The organism is Morganella sp. TYF_1 (assembly GCF_043105645.1).
Classification (GTDB): Bacteria; Pseudomonadota; Gammaproteobacteria; order Enterobacterales; family Enterobacteriaceae; genus Morganella; species Morganella morganii_B.
In genome coordinates this window covers 195,551-220,211 of the sequence record NZ_JBICLU010000015.1, presented here as the reverse complement: position 1 = coordinate 220,211, position 24,661 = coordinate 195,551, and the positions used below count along the sequence as shown (strand labels likewise).

Annotated in this window: 25 protein-coding genes and 1 riboswitch; of the genes, 14 read left to right on the top strand and 11 right to left on the bottom strand. The window is 51.6% G+C overall.

All coding sequences use genetic code 11. The features are described 5' to 3' along the window. Positions 1-170 precede the first annotated feature (170 nt). From ACF8OF_RS06415 to ACF8OF_RS06405, 3 genes are all read left to right on the top strand, one after another. Positions 171-1,814 carry a colicin E5-related ribonuclease gene (locus tag ACF8OF_RS06415; protein WP_392496078.1) on the top strand — a complete coding sequence of 548 codons (1,644 nt, stop codon included), beginning with the start codon at positions 171-173 and terminating at the stop codon, positions 1,812-1,814. Continuing rightward, a complete protein-coding gene (locus ACF8OF_RS06410) occupies positions 1,814-2,149 on the top strand; it encodes a colicin transporter (RefSeq protein ID WP_392496076.1) in 336 nt (111 codons plus the stop codon). Before ACF8OF_RS06415 ends, ACF8OF_RS06410 begins: the two co-directional genes overlap by 1 nt. A gap of 487 nt (positions 2,150-2,636) precedes the next feature. Then, positions 2,637-3,341, top strand: a complete 705-nt coding sequence (locus tag ACF8OF_RS06405; RefSeq protein WP_392496075.1) for a molecular chaperone — start codon at positions 2,637-2,639, stop codon at positions 3,339-3,341. Between the two features lie 16 nt (positions 3,342-3,357). Here ACF8OF_RS06405 and dinG read toward each other — a convergent pair whose 3' ends face one another. Further along, positions 3,358-5,466 (bottom strand): ATP-dependent DNA helicase DinG, encoded by a 2,109-nt coding sequence (gene dinG, locus ACF8OF_RS06400; RefSeq protein WP_392496074.1) that lies wholly within the window; start codon positions 5,464-5,466, stop codon positions 3,358-3,360. Positions 5,467-5,653: 187 nt separating this feature from the next. Between dinG and ACF8OF_RS06395 the strand changes: the two genes are divergently transcribed. Together ACF8OF_RS06395 and sseA are read left to right on the top strand one after the other, a co-directional pair. Then, positions 5,654-5,803 carry a hypothetical protein gene (locus ACF8OF_RS06395; RefSeq protein WP_004235712.1) on the top strand — a complete coding sequence of 50 codons (150 nt, stop codon included), beginning with the start codon at positions 5,654-5,656 and terminating at the stop codon, positions 5,801-5,803. Positions 5,804-5,835: 32 nt separating this feature from the next. Then, complete coding sequence (sseA, locus tag ACF8OF_RS06390; protein ID WP_262862755.1) at positions 5,836-6,675, top strand: 3-mercaptopyruvate sulfurtransferase; 840 nt, start codon at positions 5,836-5,838, stop codon at positions 6,673-6,675. A 56-nt stretch (positions 6,676-6,731) separates the two neighbouring features. Here the strand turns inward: sseA and ACF8OF_RS06385 are convergent, their stop codons facing one another. The 3 genes from ACF8OF_RS06385 to rhlE all read right to left on the bottom strand — a co-directional run bounded on the left by ACF8OF_RS06385 (position 6,732) and on the right by rhlE (position 9,368). Further along, positions 6,732-6,980 carry a GlsB/YeaQ/YmgE family stress response membrane protein gene (locus ACF8OF_RS06385; protein ID WP_045138128.1) on the bottom strand — a complete coding sequence of 83 codons (249 nt, stop codon included), beginning with the start codon at positions 6,978-6,980 and terminating at the stop codon, positions 6,732-6,734. 84 nt (positions 6,981-7,064) lie between these two features. Then, entirely contained in the window at positions 7,065-8,009 is a 945-nt protein-coding gene (dusC, locus tag ACF8OF_RS06380; protein ID WP_392496073.1) for a tRNA dihydrouridine(16) synthase DusC, read from the bottom strand. A 12-nt stretch (positions 8,010-8,021) separates the two neighbouring features. Then, positions 8,022-9,368: an ATP-dependent RNA helicase RhlE gene (gene rhlE / locus ACF8OF_RS06375; RefSeq protein ID WP_392496071.1), complete on the bottom strand. Its 1,347-nt coding sequence runs from the start codon at positions 9,366-9,368 to the stop codon at positions 8,022-8,024. A 214-nt stretch (positions 9,369-9,582) separates the two neighbouring features. Here rhlE and cecR point away from each other — a divergent pair, with 214 nt between their 5' ends. From cecR to ACF8OF_RS06340, 7 genes are all read left to right on the top strand, one after another. Then, positions 9,583-10,269 (top strand): transcriptional regulator CecR, encoded by a 687-nt coding sequence (cecR, locus tag ACF8OF_RS06370; protein WP_279798217.1) that lies wholly within the window; start codon positions 9,583-9,585, stop codon positions 10,267-10,269. Positions 10,270-10,307: 38 nt separating this feature from the next. Next, positions 10,308-11,306, top strand: coding sequence for a secretion protein HlyD (gene hlyD / locus ACF8OF_RS06365; RefSeq protein WP_349467873.1), 999 nt, complete (start codon positions 10,308-10,310; stop codon positions 11,304-11,306). 9 nt (positions 11,307-11,315) lie between these two features. Continuing rightward, complete coding sequence (locus ACF8OF_RS06360; RefSeq protein ID WP_392496069.1) at positions 11,316-13,061, top strand: ATP-binding cassette domain-containing protein; 1,746 nt, start codon at positions 11,316-11,318, stop codon at positions 13,059-13,061. Further along, on the top strand, positions 13,058-14,194 hold the full coding sequence (locus ACF8OF_RS06355) for an ABC transporter permease (RefSeq protein ID WP_392496067.1): 1,137 nt from the start codon (positions 13,058-13,060) through the stop codon (positions 14,192-14,194). The genes ACF8OF_RS06360 and ACF8OF_RS06355 overlap by 4 nt, the downstream gene beginning before the upstream one ends. Before the next feature lie 10 nt (positions 14,195-14,204). Further along, positions 14,205-15,302, top strand: coding sequence for an ABC transporter permease (locus ACF8OF_RS06350; RefSeq protein WP_392496066.1), 1,098 nt, complete (start codon positions 14,205-14,207; stop codon positions 15,300-15,302). A gap of 156 nt (positions 15,303-15,458) precedes the next feature. After that, on the top strand, positions 15,459-16,187 hold the full coding sequence (locus ACF8OF_RS06345; RefSeq protein ID WP_392496064.1) for a hypothetical protein: 729 nt from the start codon (positions 15,459-15,461) through the stop codon (positions 16,185-16,187). An 85-nt stretch (positions 16,188-16,272) separates the two neighbouring features. Beyond that, entirely contained in the window at positions 16,273-17,148 is an 876-nt protein-coding gene (locus ACF8OF_RS06340; RefSeq protein ID WP_392496063.1) for an aminoglycoside phosphotransferase family protein, read from the top strand. A 57-nt stretch (positions 17,149-17,205) separates the two neighbouring features. Here ACF8OF_RS06340 and ACF8OF_RS06335 read toward each other — a convergent pair whose 3' ends face one another. The 6 genes from ACF8OF_RS06335 to ACF8OF_RS06310 all read right to left on the bottom strand — a co-directional run bounded on the left by ACF8OF_RS06335 (position 17,206) and on the right by ACF8OF_RS06310 (position 21,287). Beyond that, positions 17,206-17,916, bottom strand: coding sequence for a Bax inhibitor-1/YccA family protein (locus ACF8OF_RS06335; RefSeq protein WP_262860820.1), 711 nt, complete (start codon positions 17,914-17,916; stop codon positions 17,206-17,208). A gap of 200 nt (positions 17,917-18,116) precedes the next feature. After that, positions 18,117-18,572: a molybdopterin synthase catalytic subunit MoaE gene (moaE, locus tag ACF8OF_RS06330; RefSeq protein ID WP_262860819.1), complete on the bottom strand. Its 456-nt coding sequence runs from the start codon at positions 18,570-18,572 to the stop codon at positions 18,117-18,119. A gap of 3 nt (positions 18,573-18,575) precedes the next feature. Beyond that, positions 18,576-18,821, bottom strand: coding sequence for a molybdopterin synthase sulfur carrier subunit (gene moaD, locus ACF8OF_RS06325; protein WP_046893745.1), 246 nt, complete (start codon positions 18,819-18,821; stop codon positions 18,576-18,578). Next, positions 18,818-19,297, bottom strand: a complete 480-nt coding sequence (gene moaC / locus ACF8OF_RS06320; protein WP_004235693.1) for a cyclic pyranopterin monophosphate synthase MoaC — start codon at positions 19,295-19,297, stop codon at positions 18,818-18,820. Before moaC ends, moaD begins: the two co-directional genes overlap by 4 nt. 25 nt (positions 19,298-19,322) lie before the next feature. Continuing rightward, positions 19,323-20,306, bottom strand: a complete 984-nt coding sequence (moaA, locus tag ACF8OF_RS06315; RefSeq protein ID WP_392496062.1) for a GTP 3',8-cyclase MoaA — start codon at positions 20,304-20,306, stop codon at positions 19,323-19,325. After that, positions 20,294-20,443: riboswitch (molybdenum cofactor riboswitch) on the bottom strand. Its footprint overlaps the gene before it by 13 nt. 301 nt (positions 20,444-20,744) lie before the next feature. Beyond that, complete coding sequence (locus tag ACF8OF_RS06310; RefSeq protein WP_279798205.1) at positions 20,745-21,287, bottom strand: GNAT family N-acetyltransferase; 543 nt, start codon at positions 21,285-21,287, stop codon at positions 20,745-20,747. Positions 21,288-21,543: 256 nt separating this feature from the next. Here ACF8OF_RS06310 and yvcK point away from each other — a divergent pair, with 256 nt between their 5' ends. Further along, positions 21,544-22,452 (top strand): uridine diphosphate-N-acetylglucosamine-binding protein YvcK, encoded by a 909-nt coding sequence (yvcK, locus tag ACF8OF_RS06305; RefSeq protein ID WP_392496060.1) that lies wholly within the window; start codon positions 21,544-21,546, stop codon positions 22,450-22,452. Positions 22,453-22,457: 5 nt separating this feature from the next. Here the strand turns inward: yvcK and uvrB are convergent, their stop codons facing one another. Next, complete coding sequence (uvrB, locus tag ACF8OF_RS06300; RefSeq protein WP_262860816.1) at positions 22,458-24,470, bottom strand: excinuclease ABC subunit UvrB; 2,013 nt, start codon at positions 24,468-24,470, stop codon at positions 22,458-22,460. A gap of 27 nt (positions 24,471-24,497) precedes the next feature. Here uvrB and ACF8OF_RS06295 point away from each other — a divergent pair, with 27 nt between their 5' ends. Continuing rightward, on the top strand, positions 24,498-24,650 hold the full coding sequence (locus tag ACF8OF_RS06295; protein WP_153641938.1) for a hypothetical protein: 153 nt from the start codon (positions 24,498-24,500) through the stop codon (positions 24,648-24,650). Positions 24,651-24,661: the final 11 nt, after the last annotated feature.

Here is a 24,661-nt window from a genome sequence, read left to right as displayed (position 1 = left end):
ATCCGTTATCATAATGCCTGCCTTTTTCAAAAAAACACAATTGATTGATTTTATTTAAAAATTATTACAATAGTATGTTTTGATATTTTGGGTTGTGGAATTTTCACCACCAGGAGCCGTGTAAAAACACGGTTTTTTTGGAAAACCTAAAACCCAAAAGGAAATTTACGATGAGTGGCGGAGACGGTAATGGTTATAACAGCGGGGCTCATGATACCGGTGGTAATATCAACGGCGGACCGACCGGTATCGGTGGTAACGGCGGTTCAACAAGTGGTGGCGCAGGTTCCGGCAGTGGTTGGGGAACAACACAACTACCGGACGGAAGAAATATTCGTCATTATGACCCGGATAAATTTGGTAGCCATCGTGATAGCAATAGTGACAATAATAGCTATACAGATTTGAATAATACTCCTGAATCTCTGAATTATATTGATATACCGGGAGCACCGAAAACAGTCTATGTTTCCGCAGATACTATCGGATTAACGTTCAGCTTTGCTCTGTCGGCTTATTACGCCTCACTAAATGAGGCTCAGCTTGCTGCATTAAAAGCATTCTTAACGACTTCCGCAGTTATTGCAGGCCGGGTTCTGGGAATTCTGGGATTATTCTATCCCTCTCAGATAGCACCTGACCCGAAAGTGAATATTTACGTTAAAGATTTCGATATTGATAATCCCTATAATACTGTCATGCTACCTGCCGGAGTGGTAACTTCTGTTCCGCCGGAAGATATCCCCGAAAAGACAAGTGTTCCGGCCAGCGTGATTGCACAGGCAGTGATTGATGAGCTGGCTGAAACCCGGCCTGTCGCCGTCACAGCGGTAAACCCCACTCAGGTGCCGGTTGTCAAAGCACAAAAGACAAACAAGCCGAATGTATACACCGCTCAGGTGGTACCCGGCATGAAACCAATACGAATCAGTGTGAATGATACCGGACTGGTAAAACCAAACACGGCTCCACGGGGACTGAATACCACACCGGAGATAAAACACTACCTGCCGGCGCCGGAAAAAAAAGAAAATGTTTCACATCATGCAATTATCGACTTCGGCGGTGACCATGCTCCGGTTTATATTTCTGTCACAAAACAGGTAAAACCGGAAGAAGCGAAAAAACAGGCTGAACAGGCTAAAAAAGACCGTGCGGCTTTGTATCCGTTGGAAGCTGCACAGGAGCAACTGGATGTTGCGAACAGCGATCTGGCAAAAGCTGCTTCTGACCTGGAAAGCGCACAGAAAAATTACGATACGGTAAAAAATACGGATGTAAACAAACTAAGAGAAGAACTGACCAAAGCCCAAAAGGGATTTGCGTATTTTGAAGCCCGTAATGCAACCAACGAAGCTGGTGCTTATAAAGCACAGATGGGGCACATCGAAGATACTATCCAAAAATACACTCAGGCAAAATATGCAGTGGCAATAGCTGTTGAAAACAGGAAAAATACGGAAGACAGAAAAAAAGCTGCTGAGGATAAGGTTAAAGAAGAAAAAGACAAAAAAGGAAAAACGCCTGAACTCAAATTTGATGAAAAAATTAAAGATCAAATGAATGGCCGGGGCTGGACCGAACAAGATGCCAAAGATACGGTAGCAAAAGGTCCGAAAGGGAAATCTTTTGATAAACGTAGTCCGAAAAAAACACCGCCTGATCACCTTGGGCGTAATGACACGGCTACTGTATACGGTAAACAAGGTGAATATGTTGTAGTTAACGATCGCACAGGCGAAGTCGTTCAGGTCAGTGATAAGACAGATCCTCAATGGATCGATGACTCACGAATTCAATGGGAGAAGAAATAATGGAAGAAAAATTATTTGATCACGGTGTACTATATAACAAAGGTGAAGATTTCTTTAAATTAAAAGGGAATGCTTCAATGAAATTATCACCAAAAGCAGCAATTGAGGTTTGCCAGGAAGCTGCTAAACGAAATTTATGGATTTCAGGTATAGATGGAGGCCACTGGTTTAATCCCGGTTTCAGACCTGATGGTGATGTATCGTGGACATATAATAAACCCAATGACTATAAATCAAAGCTTACTGAAAATAATAAGCTGGCAATTGAGAATATCAAAGATGATGAAGCAGCTGGGTATACAGCATTCCTGGTGACAATAAGTGACCTGAAATAATCTCGATCATCAGAGATGAAATGAATATGCCCCCCGTTGCTTATGCATGAGCAGCAGGGGGTCGTGCACAACAACTGAGAGAGTATATGAGTGTATTCGTCATATTATTATTCACAGAGGAGAATCAACATGGAACTGAAAAATAATATCAGTAATTATATGTAAGATAACTTTTTGAATTTGTTACAAGTGATTTGTAACGCGGAAGCCTCCGGCAAGGATACCATGTCAAAAAATCAGTAAGTCTGATACCCCTTTACCATATTTTTTATAAACTATTCCAATGAATCTATACCTTCATGTTATCAATAAATTCTGCCTTACTACGTAATAAACAAAACCAAGAAAACATACGTATTTCAAAAATAAAAAAAACGCATAAAATCAAATGAAATAAAGGGAATACGTTAATACGTAATCATGGCAGGCGATTATCTCAGTAATAATACCTGTCCGTGTATTCCTTCGTGTGCAACGGGGAAATAGAATGAAATCATATCTGTTATTAATTGTGTATTTTATCAGTGCCTTTTCTTTTGCTGACGGTATCAGTGCGAACAGTACACGGTATATTTATCCGGAAGGTGCTCACGACATTACGGCACGGATAAATAATGAATCCGCCACTGCGGCATTTGTTCAGTACTGGCTTGACCCGGGAGATTCCGACGCTCTTCCCGCGAACCTGCCGGTCACGCCATTTGAACTGACTCCGCCGGTTTCACGTATTAATCCGGGAGCGATACAAAATTTACGTATTCGGCTGACAGATAAAAGCAGTATGCCGTCTGACAGAGAAAGTCTGTGGTGGCTGAATGTTCTGGATATTCCGCCGGTCAGTAAAACGGCTTCACCAGAGGCAAAAGATTCCATACAACTTGCCGTCCGTTCACGGTTTAAAGTCTTTTACCGCCCTGCCGGATTAAGTGACAGAAATGCCGCCACACAGCAGGTTACATTTCAGTCCGGCAGTCATTCAATACGGGTCAATAATAATTCGCCGTACCACATTACCATTACGGAAATAACGCTGGCGGATAAAAAACAAATACTGCATAAATCCTTTATGCTGACACCGAAAAGCCGTTCGGAAATTTCGGTAAAAAGAGCGGTTAAACGCGGTGACCATCTGATTGTCAGTAATATCAATGATTACGGCGGTAATGTGACCTTTACCGCCACGGCAGAATAACCGTTATCCGTTTATATTATTTTTCCGGTTCAATATCCGGACGCACAATCGGAAAGACCGGTAATGCATTAAGCAACCTGCTGCCGTACCGTTTGGTCAGCAGGCGCTGGTCATAAATCACGACATCCCCGTGACACTGATGGCTGCGGATCAGCCGCCCGACCTGCTGGATCAGCGTAAATGACGCGCCCGGCAGGCTCTGTATTTCAAACGGATAGCGGTTCAGGGATTTCAGCCAGTCGTTTTCCGTGATAATCACCGGGTTGGTGACCGGCGGAAACGCGATTTTATGGATATGCACCTGAGTCAGGTAATCCCCTTTCAGATCAAGCCCCTCGGCAAAAGAGTGCAGGCCGATCAGCACACTGTTCTGCCCGTCCCGGATCCGCTGACAATGCGTTTCCACCAGCCGGTAACGGGGCTGATCACCCTGTACCAGCAGTTGCAGACGCAAATCCGTCACATGGGTGAGAAACAGATCCATTGCCCGCTGACTGTTAAACAGCACCAGCATACCGCGGTGTTCACCGGACGCCAGCTGTGAACGGAAATAACGCGCCATTTCTCCGATATGTGCGGCTTCATCTGCCGGTGTCGGCTCATAATGCATTTTCGGGATCACCAGCCGCCCCTGACGGCAGTGATCAAACGGGGAATCGAGTGCCACAAAGCGGTCATCGGCCTTTTCACTCAGCCCGGTCATTTCCTGCAACCGGCTGAAACTGTTGAGTGAACGCAGGGTTGCCGAGGTCACCACAATATTCGGCACATTGCGCCATAACAGGTGACCGAGCTGTTCGCTGACGCGGATCCCCGCACAGTGGAGCCAAAGGTGAGATTGATTTTTTTCATAGCGGCGGCTGAGCCACTTCGAGACCGGCGCGTGTGAAATTTCCGACAGCGCCGCCAGACGCCACAGTTTGGCGCTGTTTTCCAGTGCGCCGAGGAATTTTCCGGCTGTGAGGATAGCCTTGTGCAGACGGACAATATCCTGTTTTGCCGTCTGTTCGTTCAGATCACTGAGTATCCCCTCCACCATGCTGTGCAGGGCATCCGTCTGTTTTGACAGCTGCTGAGCCGCCGCCGTCAGCGGCTCCGGCAGTTCCCCGAGCGGAAACAGATAATGCGGATCCGCCGCCTGCTCCGGCAGCAGCGCCTGTGTGTACATCGCAACATCGCGGTACACATCTGACATCGCATCCAGATGTTTCTGCAGACGGGCACTGTCCGCCAGTTTTGGTGGTTTTACCGGGCGGAACTGTTGCAGATACTGCGTGACAAAGCGGGAAAGGTTATCCAGCTGTGCCTGAAGTGACACCAGCGTGATATCGCCTTCCACTTCCAGAGAATCACGGGCCACATCAGCGATATGGTGACCTTCATCCAGCACCAGCAGCAGTTTTTTGCTTTCCGGCAGAACCGATTCATTTTCCATTGCCGCCATCACCAGCGCATGGTTGGCGACCACCACATCCACACTTTCAATTTCACGCCGCGCCAGGAAAAACGGGCAGCGCGAGTAATACTGGCAATTGCGCCCGAGGCAGCTGAGTTTGTCGGTGCTGATTTTGCGCCACAGACTGTCCGGAATGGAGGTTTTGTGGTGATCGCGCAGGCCGTCCCAGCCGAAAGAAGTAAAATCATTCTGCAGCTGGCGCACGGTATCACGTTCAGAGGCCGTTGCCACATCCGCCTTATCTTCGAGCAGCAGCATCAGGTCAATTTGTTCCCCTTCCGCTGCACCGATCACCGCCATATTGCGCGGACAGACATAGCGCCCGCGCCCGAATACACCGGTAAAACGCAGATCAGGGATAATTTTTGCCAGCAGCGGCAGATCTTTGCTGTAGATCTGATCCTGTAACGCGACATTGGCGGTGCTGATCACCAGCAGCTTTTGCTGTTCCCGGGCCACTGCAATGCCCGGGATCAAATAAGAGAGGGTTTTTCCCACCCCGGTCGGGGCTTCAATCACCAGATGCCGCCCTTCATCACCCGCCATCGTCCGGGCGACTTCCGCAATCATTTCCCGCTGCGGGGCACGCGGAACAAAGCCGTCAATCTGCGCCGGCAGGGCTTTGTACCAGGCGCTGATTTGTTGTTTGACGGTGGCGGACAGGGGCATCTGAAAAACCTATGGATAAATAAACAGGGGGCTATTGTTTCACACTACAGAAAAAAAATCAGCATATCCGGGCCGTTAGCGCTCATTTTCTGCATACGGTTGCTTCAATAGTTTGTTACAATTAATCAACATGGCCCCCGGATTTGTCCGGAAGACAGGCTCCATCAGATAAGACCAGAATACATCTATGAAGAAATTATTGATTATTTTCATTTTTATTTTTGCCTTCGGCTCCCTCGGCGGCGTTTTTCTTGCCGGAATGAATATGTATAATCGTTCGGTTGCCCCTGAGACTCCATCCACGGCGCAGGAAACGACCACCGGTGAAACCCGGTAGCGCTCTGCGTCCTGCTAACGAGGTTAATTGCGATGTACCGAGACTATTTTGTGACCGCAGACTGGCTGCACACGCACCTGAATGACGACAATCTTGTTGTGCTCGATGTCAGCAAAGCGCCGCCCGGTCAGCCCGCCGATTGCCATCAGTTATGGCTTGAGCGCCATATTCCGGGCGCACACTATTTTGATCTGGACAAAGTCGCTGATCTCTCCTCGCCGCTGCCGCATATGCTGCCGTCACCGGAGGTGTTCGCACAGGCTGCCGGTGAATTCGGAATCGATAATGACACCATGGTGATTATTTATGATCAGGGTAACCTGTTCTCCGCCCCGCGTGCCTGGTGGACACTGAAAACCTTCGGTGTGAAAAATCTGCGCATTTTACAGGGTGGTCTGAATGCCTGGGCCGGTGCCGGTTATACCACCGAAAGCGGTGAGCTGCCACTGCCGCAGGCGAAAACCTTTGTGCCGGAGTTTCAGCGTCATAATGCGGTAAATAAAGATGATGTGCTGCTGGCGATTACGGACCCGGAAATTCAGATTGTTGATGCCCGTTCTGCCGACCGTTTTCAGGCACTGGCACCGGATCCGCGTCCCGGCGTACGTTCCGGTCATATTCCCGGCAGTTACAATGTGCCGTGGAATACCCTGGTGGAAAACGGGATCTTCAAATCCCCGACGCAGATTCAGCAGATATTCCGTGATGCAGGCGTGGATTTAAGTAAATACCTTGTGGTGTCCTGCGGCTCCGGTATGACAGCAGCCATACTGCTGCTGGCGCTGACGCTCACCGGCCATCAGAATGTCCGTCTGTATGACGGTTCCTGGGCGGAATGGGGCGGTTCAGACACCCTGCCGATTGAACCATAAAAAAATGCCGGAGCGCGTCAGCTGCTCCGGCATTTTTTAAATCTGTTATGCGGCTGTCAGCCCGCAAACTTCCCGGCGAGAAACAGCACCACCATCGCACCGATCACAGCGACCACAAAGCTGCCGAAATTAAACCCGTCGACACGCCCCTTACCGAAGAAAACACTGATATATCCCCCGACAACAGCACCGACAACACCCAGCACAATCGTCATAATAATGCCAATATTATAGGTTCCGGGCATGATCCATTTCGCCAGCACACCGGCGATCAGGCCAAAAATAATCCAGGACAGAAAATTCATCAGCACCTCCTGCTGTATTAACGGGTTAAGAAAAAATCCGGCTCACCTGTCAATTAAAGTGCGATATGGTAAAAAAAGCAAATTTTATACGCTCTGAGCCCGGGCAATAGCCTGTGCAATGGCGGCAGACTCTTTCAGCGGACGGATCACGGAAAAAAGTTCATCCGCTTCCTGCGGATAGGCTTTATGCAGATAGCTGAACCACTGTTTGATACGTGCCACATGGTAGAGCCCGGTATCTCCCTGCTTTTCCAGCTGTGTGTAGCGGTGCAGTAATGCCACCACGTCCGGCCACGGCATAAAGGGCGCATTGTGTTTAACCACCCGGCTCAGGTTCGGCACATTGAGTGCCCCGCGCCCGAGCATCACTGCATCACAGCCGGTCACGGTCAGACATTGCTGCGCACTCTGCCAGTCCCGGACCTCGCCGTTGGCAATCACCGGAATGGCGAGCCGCTGACGGATAGCCGCGATCGCAGGCCAGTCAATCAGATCCGCGCGATAGCCTGCTTCTTTGGTGCGCCCGTGTACCGTGATCTCGGTTGCCCCGCCCTGTGCCACTGCATCGGCAATTTCAAACTGATGCGCATTACTGCTCCAGCCGAGCCGCACTTTCACCGATACCGGCAGGTGCGCCGGTACCGCCTCACGGATGGCTTTGGTACCCTGATAAATTAGTTCCGGGTCTTTAAGAAGCGTCGCCCCGCCGCCGCTGCCGTTCACTGTTTTGGACGGACAGCCGCAGTTGAGATCCACCCCGTGCGAACCGAGTTCCGCCGCCCGCGCGGCATTTTCCGCCAGCCATTGCGGGAACTGCCCCAGCAGCTGGATCCGCACCGGCGTGCCGGATTCGGTCAGACCGCCGTGTTCCAGCTCCGGACAGAGACGGAAAAACAGTTTCTCCGGCAGCAGCATATCCACCACACGGACAAATTCGGTGATACAGAGATCATAGTCATTCACCGCCGTCAGCAGATGACGGACGAGGGGGTCAAGGACCCCCTGCATCGGTGCTAAAAGAACACGCATGAGCCGGTTCCGTTATTTACCCCGGTTACCCCACGGGCTGCCGGAGTCGCTGTTGCCGGAACGCGGTTTGTGCTGACGCGGACGTGACGGGCGTTTGTCGCCGCCACCACTGTTACCGCGGCCTTCGGCGCTGCGCCCTTGTCCGCCCTGACGTCCGCCGCCGGAACGGCCGCTGCCGCCGCGACCCTGCTTCGCTTTCTGGATAGGCTCGGCTTTGATGGACGGATCCGGATCGTAACCCGGTTCAGCCATCCGCTCGATTTGCTTTTTCAGCAGTTTTTCAATATCGCGTAATAAATCATGCTCATCGACACATACCAGTGATAATGCCAGGCCGGTAGCCTCCGCACGCCCGGTACGACCGATACGGTGGACATAATCTTCCGCCACATTCGGCAGTTCATAGTTCACCACATACGGCAGCTGCTCGATATCCAGGCCGCGCGCCGCGATATCCGTCGCGACCAGTGCGCGGATAGCGCCGCTTTTGAAATCCGCCAGTGCGCGGGTACGTGCGCCCTGGGATTTGTTACCGTGGATAGCGGCAGCTTTGATGCCGCTGCCGTTAAGGAATTCCGCCAGACGGTTGGCACCGTGTTTAGTGCGGGTAAAAATCAGTACCTGCTCCCAGTTATCACGACCAATCAGGTGTGCCAGCAGTTCTGCTTTGCGTTTTTTATCCACCAGGTGAACAAACTGCGTGACCTGCTGTGAGGCACTGTTGCGCGGGGAGACTTCCACCGTCACCGGATTATTGAGAATAGTATTCGCCAGAGATTTGATCCCGTTGGAGAATGTCGCGGAAAACAGTAAATTCTGACGTTTCACCGGTAATTTTTTAATAACACGGCGGATATCATGGATAAAGCCCATATCCAGCATGCGGTCGGCTTCATCCAGCACCAGAATTTCGACTTTAGATAAATCCACGGCATTCTGATGTTCCAGATCCAGCAGACGGCCCGGGGTGGCAATCAGGATGTCCACGCCGCCGCGCAGTTTCATCATCTGCGGGTTGATACTCACCCCGCCGAAGACGACCAGCGAACGGGTGCGCAGATGGCGGCTGTACTCGCGGACGTTTTCGCCGATCTGAGCAGCCAGTTCGCGGGTCGGGGACAGGATCAGCGCGCGTACCGGGCGTCCGCCGCCTTTGCGCGGATTATCCTGTAAATATTGCAGGATAGGTAAGGTAAAACCGGCGGTTTTTCCCGTACCGGTTTGTGCGCTGGCTAATAAGTCATGTCCGGCAAGAACCTGCGGAATGGCCTGCATCTGAATCGGGGTTGGTTGTTCGTAGCCCATCTCTGCGACGGCCTTCTGAATTTCCGGGCATAATGGTAATGATGAAAAACTCATGAATTGTTAAGACTCCGCCCCGGTCTGTTGTCTGCGGGGCCTGCTGATAATTGAATGTCGAAAATTAATCCGTCACTCCGGAAGAAATATCGATAAAATACGTCTGTGATCAATCCGTTGCTTACTGCTCATTTACAACAGATACTGATGAGCATACAGTTAATCATATGATTGATCTCTCGTTTATGCCGACACACCTATAAGGATATACGCCATGTCAGTCAATACGACTAATACGCCGCGAGGCGAACAAGCCAAACTCGCTTTACTGGAAGCCGCTATTGAGATTTTCGGACTGAACGGCCCAAATAGTGCCACTACTCGCCAGATTGCACAACGTGCGGATCAAAATATCGCAGCTATTGCTTATTATTTCGGCTCAAAAGACGGGTTGTATCTGGCCGTTGCACAGCATATTGCCGACATTATCCGTGATGAATTCCGTCCTGTCATTGAAGAAATTGATCTGTTTCTGAAAAACGGGACTGACGAACAGGATGAAAACCGCTGTCTGCAACTGATTGAGCTGAGTTTTCTCGCCTATAATGAACTGGTACTGAAGAAAAGTAACATCAATATCAGCCGGATTATGTCACGCGAACAGTTAATTCCGACCAAAGCTTACACGCTTATCCATGAACAGGCGCTGTCCGCGATTTTTACCCGCCAGGCCAGATTAGTTGCCCGTTATACCGGGTTGCCGGACGGACATATCAATACCCTTATCCACACACACGCCCTGATGGGCGAAATATTGTCTTTCCGTCTGGCACGGGAAAATCTGCTGCGCCAGACCGGCTGGGATAATATCGGACCGAAAGAGTATGACATGATCAACGAGGTGCTGCGGGAACATATCCGGCTGCTGCTCAGCGGATTACAGCAGCATTACCGGAACTGATACACCACTGTCTCTGATAACTCACCAGGAATCCATTCATGAAGCCAATGAAAAAAACCGGGATACTTATCATTATTCTGCTCCTGCTGGCCGGTGCCGGCAGCTGGTACTGGTGGGAGTCGCGCCCGTCGGGGCCTGCTCTGCTGTACGGTAATGTGGATATCCGGACGGTCAATCTTGGTTTTCGTGTCGGCGGTAAACTGCAATCCCTGAATGCGGATGAAGGGGCGGCGGTTCAGCCCGGTGAGCTGCTCGGTATGCTGGATGATACGCCGTACCGTCACGCCCTGCTGAAAGCGGAAGGGGTGCGGGACAGCGCGCAGGCCGCATTACTGATGATGGAAACCGGCTACCGGCCGGAAGAAATCGCGCAGGCAAAAGCCGATGTTGCCCGTAATACGGCAGCGGCGGAATTTGCCCGTCAGTTTTATCAGCGCCAGGCCGGACTGATGAAAAGCCGTGCTATCTCTGCCAATGACCTGGAAAATGCCCGCAATCAGCGTAATCAGGCCGATGCGGCACTGAAAGCCTCACAGGACAAACTGAACCAGCTGGAAAACGGTTACCGCAAAGAAGAGATTGCCGAAGCGCGCGGGCAGCTGAAACAGGCCGAAGCCGCCGTGGAGCAGGCGCAGCTTGACCTGGAGGATACCCGGCTGACCGCACCGGCAGAAGGCACTATTCTGACCCGTGCCATCGAACCCGGCACGATTTTACCGGCAGGCAGTACCGTGTTCACCCTGACACTGACCAATCCGGTATGGGTGCGGGCGTATGTCAGTGAAAGTGAGCTGGGACAGGCACAGCCCGGCCGTAAAGTATTACTGGAAACCGACAGCCGCCCCGGCAAGCCGTATCACGGGCATGTCGGCTTTGTCTCCCCGACCGCCGAGTTTACCCCGAAATCCGTTGAAACCCCGGCACTGCGGACAGATCTCGTCTATCGTCTGCGCATTGTGGTGACGGATGCCGACCCGCTGCTGCGTCAGGGGATGCCGGTCACCGTCCGCTTTGATAATGAAGAACCGCAGCCGTAAGGAGAGACGATGTCAGACATCACTATCTCCCTCAGTGCCGTCGAAAAATGCTTTCCCGGCCTTGATAATCCGGCGGTTAACCGGCTGACCACCACAATTCAGGGCGGCGGTGTGACCGGGCTTGCCGGGCCGGACGGCGCAGGGAAAACTACCCTCATCCGCATGCTGGCCGGCTTACTGAAACCAAACAGCGGGGAAATCCGCGTCGCCGGGTTTGATCCGATTGAAGACAGTGTGGCTTTGCGCGCACAGCTCGGCTATATGCCGCAGAAATTCGGGCTGTATGAAGATCTGTCCGTGATGGAAAACCTCCGTTTATATGCTGAACTGCGCGGCCTGCCGCACCATGAACAACAGGCGGTTTTTGACCGCCTGCTGACCTTTACCGATCTGACCCGTTTTACCACCCGCATGGCAGGCAAACTCTCCGGTGGTATGAAACAGAAACTCGGACTGGCCTGTACGCTGCTCGGGCAGCCGCAGGTGCTGTTGCTCGATGAGCCGGGTGTGGGGGTCGATCCTATCGCCCGCCGCGAACTGTGGCGGATGGTACATTCTCTTGCCGATGACGGCATGCTGATCCTCTGGAGTACCTCTTATCTGGATGAAGCGGAGCAGTGCCGTGATGTACTGCTGCTCAATCAGGGAAAAGTGATTTATGAAGGCAAACCGGCACAGCTGACAGAAACCATGGAGGGCCGCTCTTTTCTGCTCTCCGCAGCACCCGGTGAACGCCGCCGCATCTTACAGGAAGCATTGATTCAGCCACAGGTATCTGACGGTGTTATTCAGGGACGTTATGTCCGGCTGATTGTGAAACCGCAGGCCGATACCCGCGCCCTGCTTAGCGCGCTGAAATATCCGGATACCGAACTGCTGCCCGCTAAACCCCGTTTTGAGGATGCATTTATTGATCTGCTCGGCGGCGGCCCGTCACACCGCTCACAACTGGCGCAGATTATGCCGCAGATCCCGGCGGCACCCGATGAAACCGTGATTGAAGCCGTCAGCCTGACCAAAAAATTCGGCGATTTCGCCGCAACCGATCATGTGGATTTTCAGGTCAAACGCGGGGAGATTTTCGGCCTGCTCGGCCCGAACGGCGCGGGCAAATCCACCACCTTCAAAATGATGTGCGGCCTGATGATCCCCAGCAGCGGCCGCGCCCTGGTGCTGGGACTGGATCTGAAAACCAGCTCAGCCAAAGCCCGCAGCCGCCTGGGCTATATGGCGCAGAAGTTTTCCCTCTACGGCAATCTGACGGTCGCCCAGAACCTGACATTTTTCTCCGGCGTTTACGGGCTGCGCGGCAAAGCACAGCAGCAAAAAATCGGTGATATGGTGAATGCCTTTAATTTCACCCCGATCCTGCGCCAGACCACCGAAGATTTACCCCTCGGCTTCAAACAGCGGCTGGCGCTGGCCTGCGCCCTGATGCATGAGCCGGATATTCTCTTTCTCGACGAACCCACCTCCGGGGTTGACCCGCTCACCCGCCGTGAATTCTGGCTGCATATTAACGGCATGGTGGATAAAGGCGTGACCGTGATGGTGACCACTCACTTTATGGATGAGGCGGAATATTGTGACCGCATCGGGCTGGTCTATCACGGCAAAATCATTGCCGCCGGTACCCCCGATGAGCTGAAAGCCTCGGTGGCGGATGACACCCATCCGGATCCGTCAATGGAAGATGCCTTTATCGGGCTGGTCGAAGAGTATGACAAAAAAAGTGCACAGGAGGCGGCATCATGAGCACACCTTCCGGTTTTTCATGGCGCCGTCTGCGGGCGCTGTGCATCAAAGAGAGCAAACAGATTGTCCGCGATCCGTCGAGTGCTCTGATCGCCATTGTGATCCCGCTGATTCTGTTATTTATTTTCGGTTATGGTATCAATCTGGATTCATCAAAACTGCGCCTCGGGATCCTGGTAAATCAACAGAGTGAACCGGCACGGGAGCTGATCCACGCCTTTACCGGCTCTCCGTTTATTGATGCCACCCTCAGTGATAATCGCCGTGAATTAATCGATAAACTCCAGGCGGGGCATATCCGCGGTATTGTGGTGATCCCGGCGGATTTTGACAAACGTCTGGCCCGTCAGGGCGATATCGCACAGATTCAGGTGATTACGGATGGCAGTGAACCCAATACCGCCAATTTTGTGCAGGGTTACACTAATGGTATCTGGCAGATCTGGCAGCAGCAACGGGCACAGGATCGGGGGATCAGCAGTGAACCACCCATTGATGTCCGGCTGCGCTACTGGTTTAACCCCGCAGCCATCAGCCAGCATTTTATTATTCCGGGGGCTATCAGCATCATTATTACCGTGGTCGGCGCTATCCTGACCTCACTGGTGGTGGCGCGGGAATGGGAGCGCGGCACCATGGAAGCCCTGCTTTCCACACAGGTGACCAAAACGGAATTGTTGCTCTCCAAACTGCTGCCCTATCAGGTGCTCGGCAGTTTTGTCATGGTGTTGTGTATGGTGGTAACCGTGTATGTGCTGGATGTGCCGTATCACGGCTCGCTGTGGCTGCTGGCCCTGGTGACCTCCCTCTATCTCGCCACCGCGCTCGGTATGGGGCTGCTGATTTCCACCGTAACCCGCAATCAGTTTAATGCCGCCATGATCTCCCTGAATGCCGCATTTCTGCCCGCGATTATGCTGTCCGGATTTGTGTTTGAAATCGACAGTATGCCGGTGGCGGTAAAGGTGGTGACCTATGTGATCCCGGCGCGTTACTTTGTGGAAAGCCTGCAGACACTGTTCCTGGCGGGTAATATTATGCCGGTGATTATCAGTAACCTGGTGTTGCTGATCCTGTCAGCGATTGTGTTTATCGGCCTGACCGCCCTGAAAACCCGCCGCCGGCTTGATTAAGGAGACTGCCATGTTTCACCGGATATTCACCTTAATTATCAAAGAACTGCAATTACTTCTCCGTGAGCGGCAGACCCGCACGATCCTGATCGTACCGGTAATTTTTCAGATGATTTTGTTCCCGCTGGCGGCAACGCTGGAAGTCACCAACGCGACTATCGCGATTTATGATGAAGACAAGGGCCCCGCATCCATTGAGCTGACCCAGCAGTTTGCCAAAGCCAGTGCGTTTTCTGATGTGCTGCTGATCCAAAACCGGCATGACGTACAGGATGTGATTGATAACCGCAAAGCCCTGCTGCTGGTGCATTTTCCGCAAAATTTCAGTGCGCAGCTCGCCGCACAGAAACCGGCACAGCTGCAAATCCTGCTCGACGGACGAAACTCCAACAGTGCGCAGATTGCCGCCAATTACGTTCAGCAAATCACCGCACATTATCAGCAGGAACGGATGCCGCAGGCGGTCACCAGTGAGCTGGTGGTGCGCAACTGGTATAACCCGAATCTGGATTATAAATGGTTTATCGTGCCGTCGCTGGTGGCGCTGATCACCACTATCGGCGTAATGATTGTCACTTCACTGTCGGTTGCCCGTGAACGGGAACAGGGTACGCTGGATCAACTGCTGGTTTCACCGCTGACCACCGGTGAAATCTTTGTCGGCAAGGCCGTTCCGGCACTGATTGTGGCCACGGTACAGGCCAGTATTGTGCTTATAATCGGGATTTTTGCTTACCGTATCCCCTTCTCCGGTTCACTGCTTCTGTTCTATTTCACCATGGTAATATACGGGCTGTCGCTGGTCGGGTTCGGTCTGTTAATCTCCGCCCTTTCCGCCACTCAGCAGCAGGCCTTTATCGGCGTGTTTGTTTTTATGATGCCTGCCGTGCTGCTGTCCGGTTATATTGCCCCGGTGGAAAATATGCCGGTCTGGCTGCAACATATCACCTGGGTCAATCCTATCCGCCATTTCAATGAAATCACCAAACAGATTTACCTCAAAGATGCGGATTTCAGTGTTATCCGCCAAAGCCTCTGGCCATTACAGGTGATCGCCGTGACCACAGGAACCGCCGCCTATGCGTTATTCCGGCGAAAAATTGCGTAAATAATAATAAAACTTGAAATTAATATAATTGATTATTTTGACATCTTTATAAAAAAGGTCAATATTAGTCCGGCCAGATATAACAATTATTATAAAAAATAAAAACTATCCTTTTAAAAGACACAACAATCACACCCTATTTATTCGGATAAAAAAATGTATAAAAAATTAATATTTCTGATGTTATTACCCGGTTTCAGTCTCTGTGCTTACTCAGAAAATCAGTGGAATAACAACATTACTGTGTATGAATACAACCCAATTGAACTACGCTATGATCCGGCATTACCAGAATATGCCCCCTATCCAAAAAATAAAAATGAGCTTGCCTCTCTGATTAATAGCACAGAAAGGGGTAATTTAACAAGTCGTTATACATTATTCTCTTTTTATTATAATAACTGCTACCACCTGCAGCAATTAAGTGGTAACACGGGCATTTCAGCACATTGTAATACCGCTGTTTACTATCTGGAAGCGTTACTCTCTTCAGATCCTGAAAACCCACTTGCTTTATTCCACTATGGTTTTATTTTATCCCATGGTTACGGGAAAGAAAAAGATATGAAGAACGCTATAACTTACTATGAAAAAGCGTGTCACATTGGCAGAAACAGATTGATTTCTGCCTGTGATTTTGTATTTTCAGCATTTTTAAATGGTGAGGAAAACATAGATAAAGATATCGATAAAGCAAGAGAACATGTTGCCACCGTCGCTGGCTACGGAAATAAAAAATATCAGAAATATATTGATAATTGGGATTACATCCTATTCAGAATAAATACAGAAAAGGAAGTAAATAATTGTATAGAATCCGGGGGAAATACCGCTGAGTGCATAAAGTCAGGAAATAATAAGATGAAAAGCTATTATATAAAATAAGGACGACAAAAAATAATCATCTCTGCATAGGCTACTGGCTTTGCTATAATATTCCTTATTATAATCTTACAGGAAAGCGATTTCTTTGAATATTGATACACACCTTGCCGCTGCGCTGATAGCGGAACAATTCCCGCAGTGGGCACATCTGCCGGTGATACCGGTCGCGACCAGCGGCTGGGATAACCGGACATTTCACCTGGGTGAAGAAATGCTGATCCGTCTGCCGTCTTCACCGGATTATGCCGGTCAGGTACTGAAAGAACAGCAGTGGTTACCGCGTCTGGCAACAGGACTGAGCGTTCAGATCCCCGCCCCGCTCGGTACGGGTAAACCATCAGAGAGATTTCCGCTGCCGTGGTCTGTGTACCGCTGGATCCCGGGAGAAACGGTTGCGGCACACCCGCCGTCAGATAAAACGGTTTTTGCCCGTGATCTCGCAGATTTTCTGACGGCGTTTCAGCGTATCGATGCCACCGGCGGCCCGGCCGCCGGTGCGCAGAATTTTCACCGGGGCGGTAATTTAGCAGTTTATGACAGTGAAACCTGTCAGGCGCTGGCGAATCTGAAAGATAAAACCTGTGTCCCGCTGTTTCTGCGGGTATGGGAAAACGCCCTGCACGCCCGGCGGACAGCTGAGCCGGTCTGGGTTCACGGTGATATCAGTGCGGGCAATCTGCTCACCACGAACAGTCGTCTGACCGCTGTGATTGACTTCGGGCAACTCGGTACCGGAGATCCGGCCTGTGACCTGGTAATTGCCTGGACCTTCTTTGACAGGGAAAGCCGTGACGTTTTCTTTGAACGACTGCGGTGTGACGCCGGAACCCGCGCAAGGGCAATGGGCTGGGCGCTGTGGAAGGCTCTGATTGTCAGTGCTGCCCCGCAGAATACCAATGTGACGGAAGCCGGGCAAGCCGCCCGGACACTGGAACAGATTATTACAGATTCAGAACAGTAAACGTAAAAAGGCCGGTTTTCACCGGCCTTTCATTGTTACATCCTGTTCTGTCTGTGATTAGCGGCGGTCGCCCATCAGGCGCAGCAGCATCAGGAACAGGTTGATGAAGTCCAGGTACAGCGACAGCGCACCCACGATCGCATAGCGGCGCATGGTGTCTTTATTGTTGCTGTCAATCTGCTCACCCAGTTCACGCAGTTTTTGGGTGTCATACGCAGTCAGGCCGGCAAACACAATCACACCGATATAGGTGATGATCAGAGTCATACCTTCGCTTTTCAGCCAGATATTGACCAGAGATGCGATGACAATACCAATCAGTCCCATAAACAGGAAGTTCCCCATCCCGGACAGGCTGCGTTTGGTGGTGTAGCCGTAGATACTCAGCGCACCGAACATCCCTGCCGTGATAAAGAAGGTACTGACGATAGACGCGTCCGTATACACGATAAAGATACTGGAGAGCGTCAGCCCTGTCAGTGCGGAATAGAGCATAAACAGCCCGGTCGCCATGGACGCACTCAGGCGCTCAACCATGCCGGAGATAACCCAGACCAGTGCCAGCTGAGCAATAATCAGGCCGAAGAAGGTGATTTTGCTGGAGAAAACAAAGCTCATAATCGCCATTGAGTTAGACGAATACCAGGCGACGAAGGCCGTCAGCAGCAGGCCGCATGCCATCCAGCCGTAAACCTGGGCCATATAAGCCTGAATACCGGAGCCCGCCTGTGAAACTATCGAGCCGTTAGAACGAGGAAATCGGTCCATGATGGATAACCCTTTCATCTGTATCAAATTGTTTATCGGATGATAAACGACCAAGGCCTATAGATTATCACATAAAAAGGGTGTTGCCAGCAGGCAAACTGTCAGGAATCCCCCCCTTTTCTTTACAAACAGTAAATATTTTTAACCTGATGTACCACCGCCGGAAAAAATCCGGCGATACAGACGTGATTAGCGGTAAATTACCAGCGTTCTGCGGCTTTTTGGTCGCTTTCTCTGGCATCCACCCAACGGGTGCCGCCTTCCGGTAATGTCTCTTTTTTCCAGAACGGCGCGCGGGTTTTTAAGTAATCCATCAGAAATTCCGCCGCTTCGAATGCCATACCGCGATGGGCAGCGCTGACACCGACAAACACAATTTCATCATTCGGGTATAAACTGCCAACCCGGTGGATCAGTGTCACCCGCTGCAATTCCCAGCGCTCACGCGCCTGTGCGACAATATCCGCCAGCGCCTTTTCGGTCATGCCCGGATAATGTTCCAGCGTCAGAGCCGCCACATTATCACCGAGGTTATGATTGCGGACTTTGCCGGTAAAGGTGACCACCGCGCCGTCATCCGCACAACCGGCCAGCCACTGGTATTCCTCACCAACACTGAAATTGTCAGTCTGAACAGCAATCCGGGTATTATTCATGATTCAGCCTCCGGTGACCGGCGGAAAGAACGCGACCTCGTCGCCGTCAGTCAGCGGCTGCGACAGCGGTACAAAAGACTGATTCACCGCACACAGCAGTTTGCCGGATTCCAGCGCCAGCGCCCAGCGCTCACCGCGCTCACATAACGCAGCCCGTAAATCTTCCGCTGTGGCGTAATCACACGGCAGAGAAAGCTCATCGGTATTCACCAGCTCGCGCACCTGCGCGAAAAACAGTACCTTAATCATGCGTCCGCCTTAAAATGTCCTGATTTCCCGCCGCTTTTTTCCAGTAAACGCACCGGGCCGATAACCATATCCTTCTGCACCGCTTTGCACATATCATAGATCGTCAGTGCAGCCACAGAAGCCGCAGTCAGGGCTTCCATTTCCACCCCGGTTTTACCGGTCAGGCGGCAGCAGGATTCAATACGCACACGGGACGTGTCCGGCTCCGCGCTCAGCTGAACCTCCACTTTGCTCAGCATCAGCGGATGACACAGCGGGATCAGATCCCAGGTCCGTTTGGCGGCCTGAATACCGGCGATACGGGCTGTCGCAAAGACATCCCCTTTGTGATGGTTGCCGTCAATAATCATCTGTAAGGTTTTGGCATCCATGGTGATAAAGGCTTCGGCGCGCGCTTCGCGGACCGTTTCCTGTTTTCCGGACACATCCACCATGTTGGCTTCGCCCGCCGCATTAATATGGGTGAGTTGAGACATGTAAACTCCTGATATGACCGGCGGATCAGCCGCCGATAACGGATAAATTCGGGGTAATACCGCTGTCCCCCTGATGGAGGAAATGGGTTTCGCGTTTGTGCTGCAATGCGCGCTGAAGCCGAGCTTTCAGCTCGTCGTCGTGTCCGTCTTCCGCCAGCAGGTCACGCAGCGTGATCCCCTGCTCGCCGAACAGGCACAGATGCAGATTACCGACCGCCGACACCCGCAGACGGTTACAGCTCTGACAGAAGTCTTTTTCATACGGCATGATCAGGCCGATTTCGCCCTGATAATCCGGATGACTGAACACCTGCGCCGGGCCGTCACTGCGGGCACGCGCCACCTGCTGCCAGCCTGCCTGTAACAGACGGGCGCGGATAACATTGCCGGAGATATGGAAACGGCGGAACACATCACTGCCGTCACCGGTTTCCATCAGTTCGATAAAACGCAGCTGGATCGGGCGGTCTTTGATCCAGTTCAGAAATGCAGGCAGATGGATGTCATTGACATTCTTCATCAGCACCACATTCACTTTCACCTTCTCAAAACCGGCGTCAAACACGGCATCGATACCACTCATCACCTGCATGAATTTATCCTGCCCGGTGATAGCGTGAAACTGGCGCGGGTCGAGGCTGTCAACGCTGACATTCACCGCGCTCAGCCCGGCGGCGCGCCAGTCGCGGATATCCCGCGCCATGCGGTAACCGTTGGTGGTCACAGCAATAGTGCGGATATTCTCATTTTCGCGGATAGCGGCAACAATATCGGTAAAATCGCGGCGCATGGTCGGTTCGCCGCCGGTCAGACGGATTTTTTCCGTGCCCAGCTGAGCAAACGCGCGGGTCACCCGGCGGATTTCGCCGAGGGAAAGAAAGGATTTGTGTCCGTTTGGTTTATAACCATCAGGCAGACAATAGTTGCAACGGAAATTGCAAACGTCTGTCACGGAGAGGCGCAGATAATAAAATTTGCGCGCAAAGGGATCTGTCAGTTGTTCAGTCATAACACCTTTCCAAATACGGGAGATGCGGACATTTCTATCCTGCACCCTGGTGGCACTCGTGAGTGTCACGGCCAGCTCACCCTATTTCCGGTTCTGACCTGAAACGTAGGTGTGAAGGCTAGGAGTTAATCGTTGTCATTAATGCTGTTAATAACCACGCTAAGTGAATTGATTCTAGCGTTGCCCTGCGGGAATTACCATGATAAATACGCTATATACCTTATTATACAACGTGTTACCGTGCCTCCGGAAAAAGGAGCGGATACACCGGATAACGAAAATTTCACACAGTTTTTCAATTAATTAGCAAATCAATTATAAGTCGATGAATAAATAATAAACAGCAAACCGCCGAAAATACGGCGGTCTGACAGGAAAATTATTTACCGCTTTTTTGATCTGACACCGGTTGAGCTGACACAGATATAGCAGGCCCGGTCAGTCCAGTGTAACGTGATAGAAAATAACGGATTTATAATTCATTCTCAGTGTCTCCTGCGGACGGAATCCGTAACGCTCTGCCAGCCGGGCAGAGCGTTTATTCTCAGGAGCAATAATACACACGCATTCATTAATACCGCGCACCTCTTTCAGCCAGTTCAGTATGGCTCCCAATGCTTCACCGGCATAGCCCTTACCGTGTGCCCGCTTTGCAAACACCCAACCTGCTTCCGGATAGTGGCTGATGTCTTTTTCCATTTCACGGTAAAAATCCGCAAAACCGATATCCCCGATATACTCTCCGGTGCTTTTCTCCCTGACCGCCCAGTAACCATAGCCCAGCAGCGGCCACAATCCGAGATACGCCAGTATCCGCATCCAGCTGTCGCGCGGTGTGGAAATCTGTCCTGCCATAATATGATGTGTCACTGCGGTATCCGACCACATGTCAGCCACTGCTGCATGGTCTTCTCTGCGGTGGGCACTCAGGATCAGACGTTCGGTTTCCAGTACCGGAATGGTACACGTCAGGTCATTCATGATGTTCTTCCTGTCACTTATTGATTTTTGTTATTCATGTTTATTTATGATGCTTTCAGTCACCGCATTCACTCATAGCATGACTTCCCCGCCGTTGCCATCTCTGAATCACACGTAAAAGTACGCAGCAAAAAGATAATTCACCTTTATGATTGACCGGAGTTTGATAAATCTCAGTATCGTGACGCGAAAAATTGGTTTTTATGATAGATTACCGCGCAAATAAATATGAAAACTCAGGGAATGCATAAACACTATGGAGAACCGCACACTCACGTCGCTGGAACATGTTGTTGCTTTAGGCGGAGGCCACGGGCTGGGACGGGTGATGTCCTGCCTGAACGGTCTGGGATCGCGGCTGACCGGCGTGGTCACCACCACGGATAACGGCGGCTCCACCGGCCGGATCCGCCGGGCGGAGGGTGGCATTGCCTGGGGGGATATGCGCAACTGTCTCAATCAGATGATCACGGAGCCGTCGATTGCCTCCACTATGTTTGAATACCGTTTCAGCGGTAACGGCGAACTGGCGGGACATAACCTCGGCAACCTGATGCTCAAGGCACTGGATCATATGAGTGTGCGCCCGCTGGATGCCATCAATCTGATCCGCAATATGCTGAAAGTCAAAGCCAAATTGATCCCGATGTCAGAAACGCCGGTCGATCTGATGGCTATCGACAGTGAAGGTCATGAAGTGTACGGCGAAGTGAATGTCGATCAGCTGACCTGCCCGCCGCAGGAGTTACAGCTCTCCCCGCCGGTGAAAACCACCAAAGAGGCGCTGGATGCCATCTGCCGCGCAGAGCTGATTATTATCGGGCCGGGCAGTTTCTTTACCAGCCTGATGCCGCTGATGCTGCTGCCCGATTTCACCAAAGCCATTAATTTTAATCAGGCGCCGATGATCTATATTGAAAATCTCGGCAAAGAACTGAGCCCGGCTGCGGCGTCCCTCAGCCTGAGTGAAAAAATCGCCGTGATTGAAAAACGCATCGGCCGCAAACGGATAGATGCGGTGGTATGCGCACCGCATATCAATACCGGTGACCTCGGCGACCGCCTGATTGTCAGAGAGATCCTCGAGGCACAGGATGTCCCGTACCGCCATGACCGCAGCCTGCTGCTGAATGCGCTGGATAAAACCATCGGCCTGCTGCCCTGACCCCGTCAGGAGTTGGCAATAAACTGCTCACGCAATCCCTGTAATTCATCCCGTACCGCTGCTGCCTGTTCAAATTCCAGATCCTGAGCGTGGCGGTACATCTGCGCTTCCAGTTCCTGAATTTTAACTTCCAGCTCTTTCGGCGACATACGCTGATAATCGCTGCTTTTCGCGGCTGCTTTGCCTTTGCCTTTATTTTTCGCCCCGGCTGACGGCTGGCCGATTTTCAGGATATCACCAATCTTTTTATTCAGCCCTTTCGGCACAATACCGTGTGCTTCGTTAAACGCCATCTGCTTCTCTCTGCGGCGTTCAGTTTCCTCAATAGCCCTTGCCATCGAGTCCGTGATTTTATCACCGTAGAGAATCGCTTTGCCGTGCAGGTTACGGGCAGCACGACCGATGGTCTGGATCAGGGAACGTTCGGAACGCAGGAAGCCTTCTTTATCCGCATCCAGAATCGCCACCAGCGACACTTCCGGCATATCCAGCCCCTCACGCAGCAGGTTGATACCCACCAGCACATCAAACTCCCCGAGGCGCAGGTCGCGGATAATTTCCACCCGCTCCACGGTATCAATATCCGAGTGCAGATAACGCACCCGCTCGCCGTGCTCTTCCAGATATTCAGTAAGATCTTCCGCCATCCGTTTGGTCAGTGTGGTGACCAGCACGCGCTCATTTTTCTGTGCGCGGATGCGGATTTCAGACAGCAGATCATCCACCTGGGTGGTCACCGGACGCACTTCCACTTCCGGATCAAGCAGCCCGGTCGGACGCACAACCTGTTCAACCACATCAGAGCCGGATTTTTCCATTTCATATTTTCCCGGCGTGGCGGACACATAAATACTCTGCGGTGCGAGAGATTCAAACTCCTCAAAGCGCAGCGGACGGTTATCCAGCGCGGACGGCAGACGGAAACCATATTCCACCAGCGTTTCTTTGCGCGAACGGTCGCCTTTGTACATCCCGCCGATTTGCGGAATAGTGACGTGGGATTCGTCGATCACCAGCAGGCCGTCCGCCGGCAGGTAATCAAACAGGGTTGGCGGGGATTCGCCGGATTTGCGTCCGGAGAGATAGCGCGAATAGTTTTCGATACCCGAGCAATAACCCAGCTCATTCATCATTTCCAGATCAAACTGAGTGCGCTGGGCAAGACGCTGCTCTTCCACCAGTTTGTTGTTGTCGATCAGGAATTTTCGCCGTTCCGCCAGCTCGGTTTTAATCCCTTCCATCGCCTCAAGAATACGTTCACGCGGCGTCACATAGTGGGTTTTCGGGTAAACAGTAAAACGCGGTACCTGATAATGGATATGGCCGGTCAGCGGATCAAACAGCGACAGGCGCTCGACCTCATCATCAAACAGTTCCACGCGCAGTGCGTAATCATCCGATTCCGCCGGGAAAATATCCACCACTTCGCCGCGCACACGGAATGTACCGCGCTGAAAGGCCTGGTCGTTACGGGTGTACTGGAGATCGGAAAGCCGGTGCAGGATCGAGCGCTGATCGATGATCATTCCTTCGGTAAGGTGCAGCATCATTTTCAGGTAGCTGTCCGGATCACCCAGCCCGTAGATAGCGGAAACGGAGGCCACCACCACCACATCCCGCCGTTCGAGCAGGGCTTTGGTGGCTGAGAGCCGCATCTGCTCAATATGTTCGTTTACTGAGGCATCTTTTTCGATAAAGGTGTCAGAGCTCGGCACATAGGCTTCCGGCTGATAATAGTCGTAGTAGGAGACAAAATATTCCACCGCGTTTTCCGGGAAGAAATCTTTAATCTCACTGTAAAGCTGGGCGGCAAGGGTTTTATTGGGCGCCATGATCATGGTCGGGCGGTTCAGCGTGGCGATAACATTGGCAATGGTGAACGTTTTCCCCGAGCCCGTTACCCCCAGCAGCGTCTGATGCGCCAGCCCGTCTTCCAGGCCCTCAACCAGTTTTGCAATGGCCTGCGGCTGGTCACCGGCCGGTTTAAAGTCAGAATGCAGTTTAAATAGTTTGCTCATGAGCCCCCCTGCGCGAATAGGGTCACTATGATACTGGATAAAAAACCAGCTTCAACCCCCGGCAGAAAAAATCCGTTATTTTGTGATTTTTTGCTTGCAAAACCAGGGAAAATTTTATTGGCTTTCCACAGTTATCCCCAAAAAAAAGCACTTGCAATTTTAAATTATGCTGAAATCTGACGCCCCTCTGA

What these genes read in the sequence shown, in the direction of transcription:
- ACF8OF_RS06415 (WP_392496078.1), top strand. Translation starts at nt 171, where the DNA reads ATGAGTGGCGGAGACGGTAATGGTTATAACAGCGGGGCTCATGATACC.
- cecR (WP_279798217.1), top strand. Translation starts at nt 9,583, where the DNA reads ATGTCAGTCAATACGACTAATACGCCGCGAGGCGAACAAGCCAAACTC.
- ACF8OF_RS06355 (WP_392496067.1), top strand. Translation starts at nt 13,058, where the DNA reads ATGAGCACACCTTCCGGTTTTTCATGGCGCCGTCTGCGGGCGCTGTGC.
- sseA (WP_262862755.1), top strand. Translation starts at nt 5,836, where the DNA reads ATGTACCGAGACTATTTTGTGACCGCAGACTGGCTGCACACGCACCTG.
- rhlE (WP_392496071.1), bottom strand. Translation starts at nt 9,368, where the DNA reads ATGAGTTTTTCATCATTACCATTATGCCCGGAAATTCAGAAGGCCGTC.
- ACF8OF_RS06345 (WP_392496064.1), top strand. Translation starts at nt 15,459, where the DNA reads ATGTATAAAAAATTAATATTTCTGATGTTATTACCCGGTTTCAGTCTC.
- ACF8OF_RS06335 (WP_262860820.1), bottom strand. Translation starts at nt 17,916, where the DNA reads ATGGACCGATTTCCTCGTTCTAACGGCTCGATAGTTTCACAGGCGGGC.
- yvcK (WP_392496060.1), top strand. Translation starts at nt 21,544, where the DNA reads ATGGAGAACCGCACACTCACGTCGCTGGAACATGTTGTTGCTTTAGGC.
- moaC (WP_004235693.1), bottom strand. Translation starts at nt 19,297, where the DNA reads ATGTCTCAACTCACCCATATTAATGCGGCGGGCGAAGCCAACATGGTG.
- ACF8OF_RS06350 (WP_392496066.1), top strand. Translation starts at nt 14,205, where the DNA reads ATGTTTCACCGGATATTCACCTTAATTATCAAAGAACTGCAATTACTT.
- ACF8OF_RS06360 (WP_392496069.1), top strand. Translation starts at nt 11,316, where the DNA reads ATGTCAGACATCACTATCTCCCTCAGTGCCGTCGAAAAATGCTTTCCC.
- hlyD (WP_349467873.1), top strand. Translation starts at nt 10,308, where the DNA reads ATGAAGCCAATGAAAAAAACCGGGATACTTATCATTATTCTGCTCCTG.
- moaE (WP_262860819.1), bottom strand. Translation starts at nt 18,572, where the DNA reads ATGAATAATACCCGGATTGCTGTTCAGACTGACAATTTCAGTGTTGGT.
- ACF8OF_RS06410 (WP_392496076.1), top strand. Translation starts at nt 1,814, where the DNA reads ATGGAAGAAAAATTATTTGATCACGGTGTACTATATAACAAAGGTGAA.
- ACF8OF_RS06310 (WP_279798205.1), bottom strand. Translation starts at nt 21,287, where the DNA reads ATGAATGACCTGACGTGTACCATTCCGGTACTGGAAACCGAACGTCTG.
- ACF8OF_RS06405 (WP_392496075.1), top strand. Translation starts at nt 2,637, where the DNA reads ATGAAATCATATCTGTTATTAATTGTGTATTTTATCAGTGCCTTTTCT.
- moaA (WP_392496062.1), bottom strand. Translation starts at nt 20,306, where the DNA reads ATGACTGAACAACTGACAGATCCCTTTGCGCGCAAATTTTATTATCTG.
- ACF8OF_RS06385 (WP_045138128.1), bottom strand. Translation starts at nt 6,980, where the DNA reads ATGAATTTTCTGTCCTGGATTATTTTTGGCCTGATCGCCGGTGTGCTG.
- ACF8OF_RS06295 (WP_153641938.1), top strand. Translation starts at nt 24,498, where the DNA reads ATGATACTGGATAAAAAACCAGCTTCAACCCCCGGCAGAAAAAATCCG.
- dusC (WP_392496073.1), bottom strand. Translation starts at nt 8,009, where the DNA reads ATGCGTGTTCTTTTAGCACCGATGCAGGGGGTCCTTGACCCCCTCGTC.
- ACF8OF_RS06395 (WP_004235712.1), top strand. Translation starts at nt 5,654, where the DNA reads ATGAAGAAATTATTGATTATTTTCATTTTTATTTTTGCCTTCGGCTCC.
- uvrB (WP_262860816.1), bottom strand. Translation starts at nt 24,470, where the DNA reads ATGAGCAAACTATTTAAACTGCATTCTGACTTTAAACCGGCCGGTGAC.
- moaD (WP_046893745.1), bottom strand. Translation starts at nt 18,821, where the DNA reads ATGATTAAGGTACTGTTTTTCGCGCAGGTGCGCGAGCTGGTGAATACC.
- dinG (WP_392496074.1), bottom strand. Translation starts at nt 5,466, where the DNA reads ATGCCCCTGTCCGCCACCGTCAAACAACAAATCAGCGCCTGGTACAAA.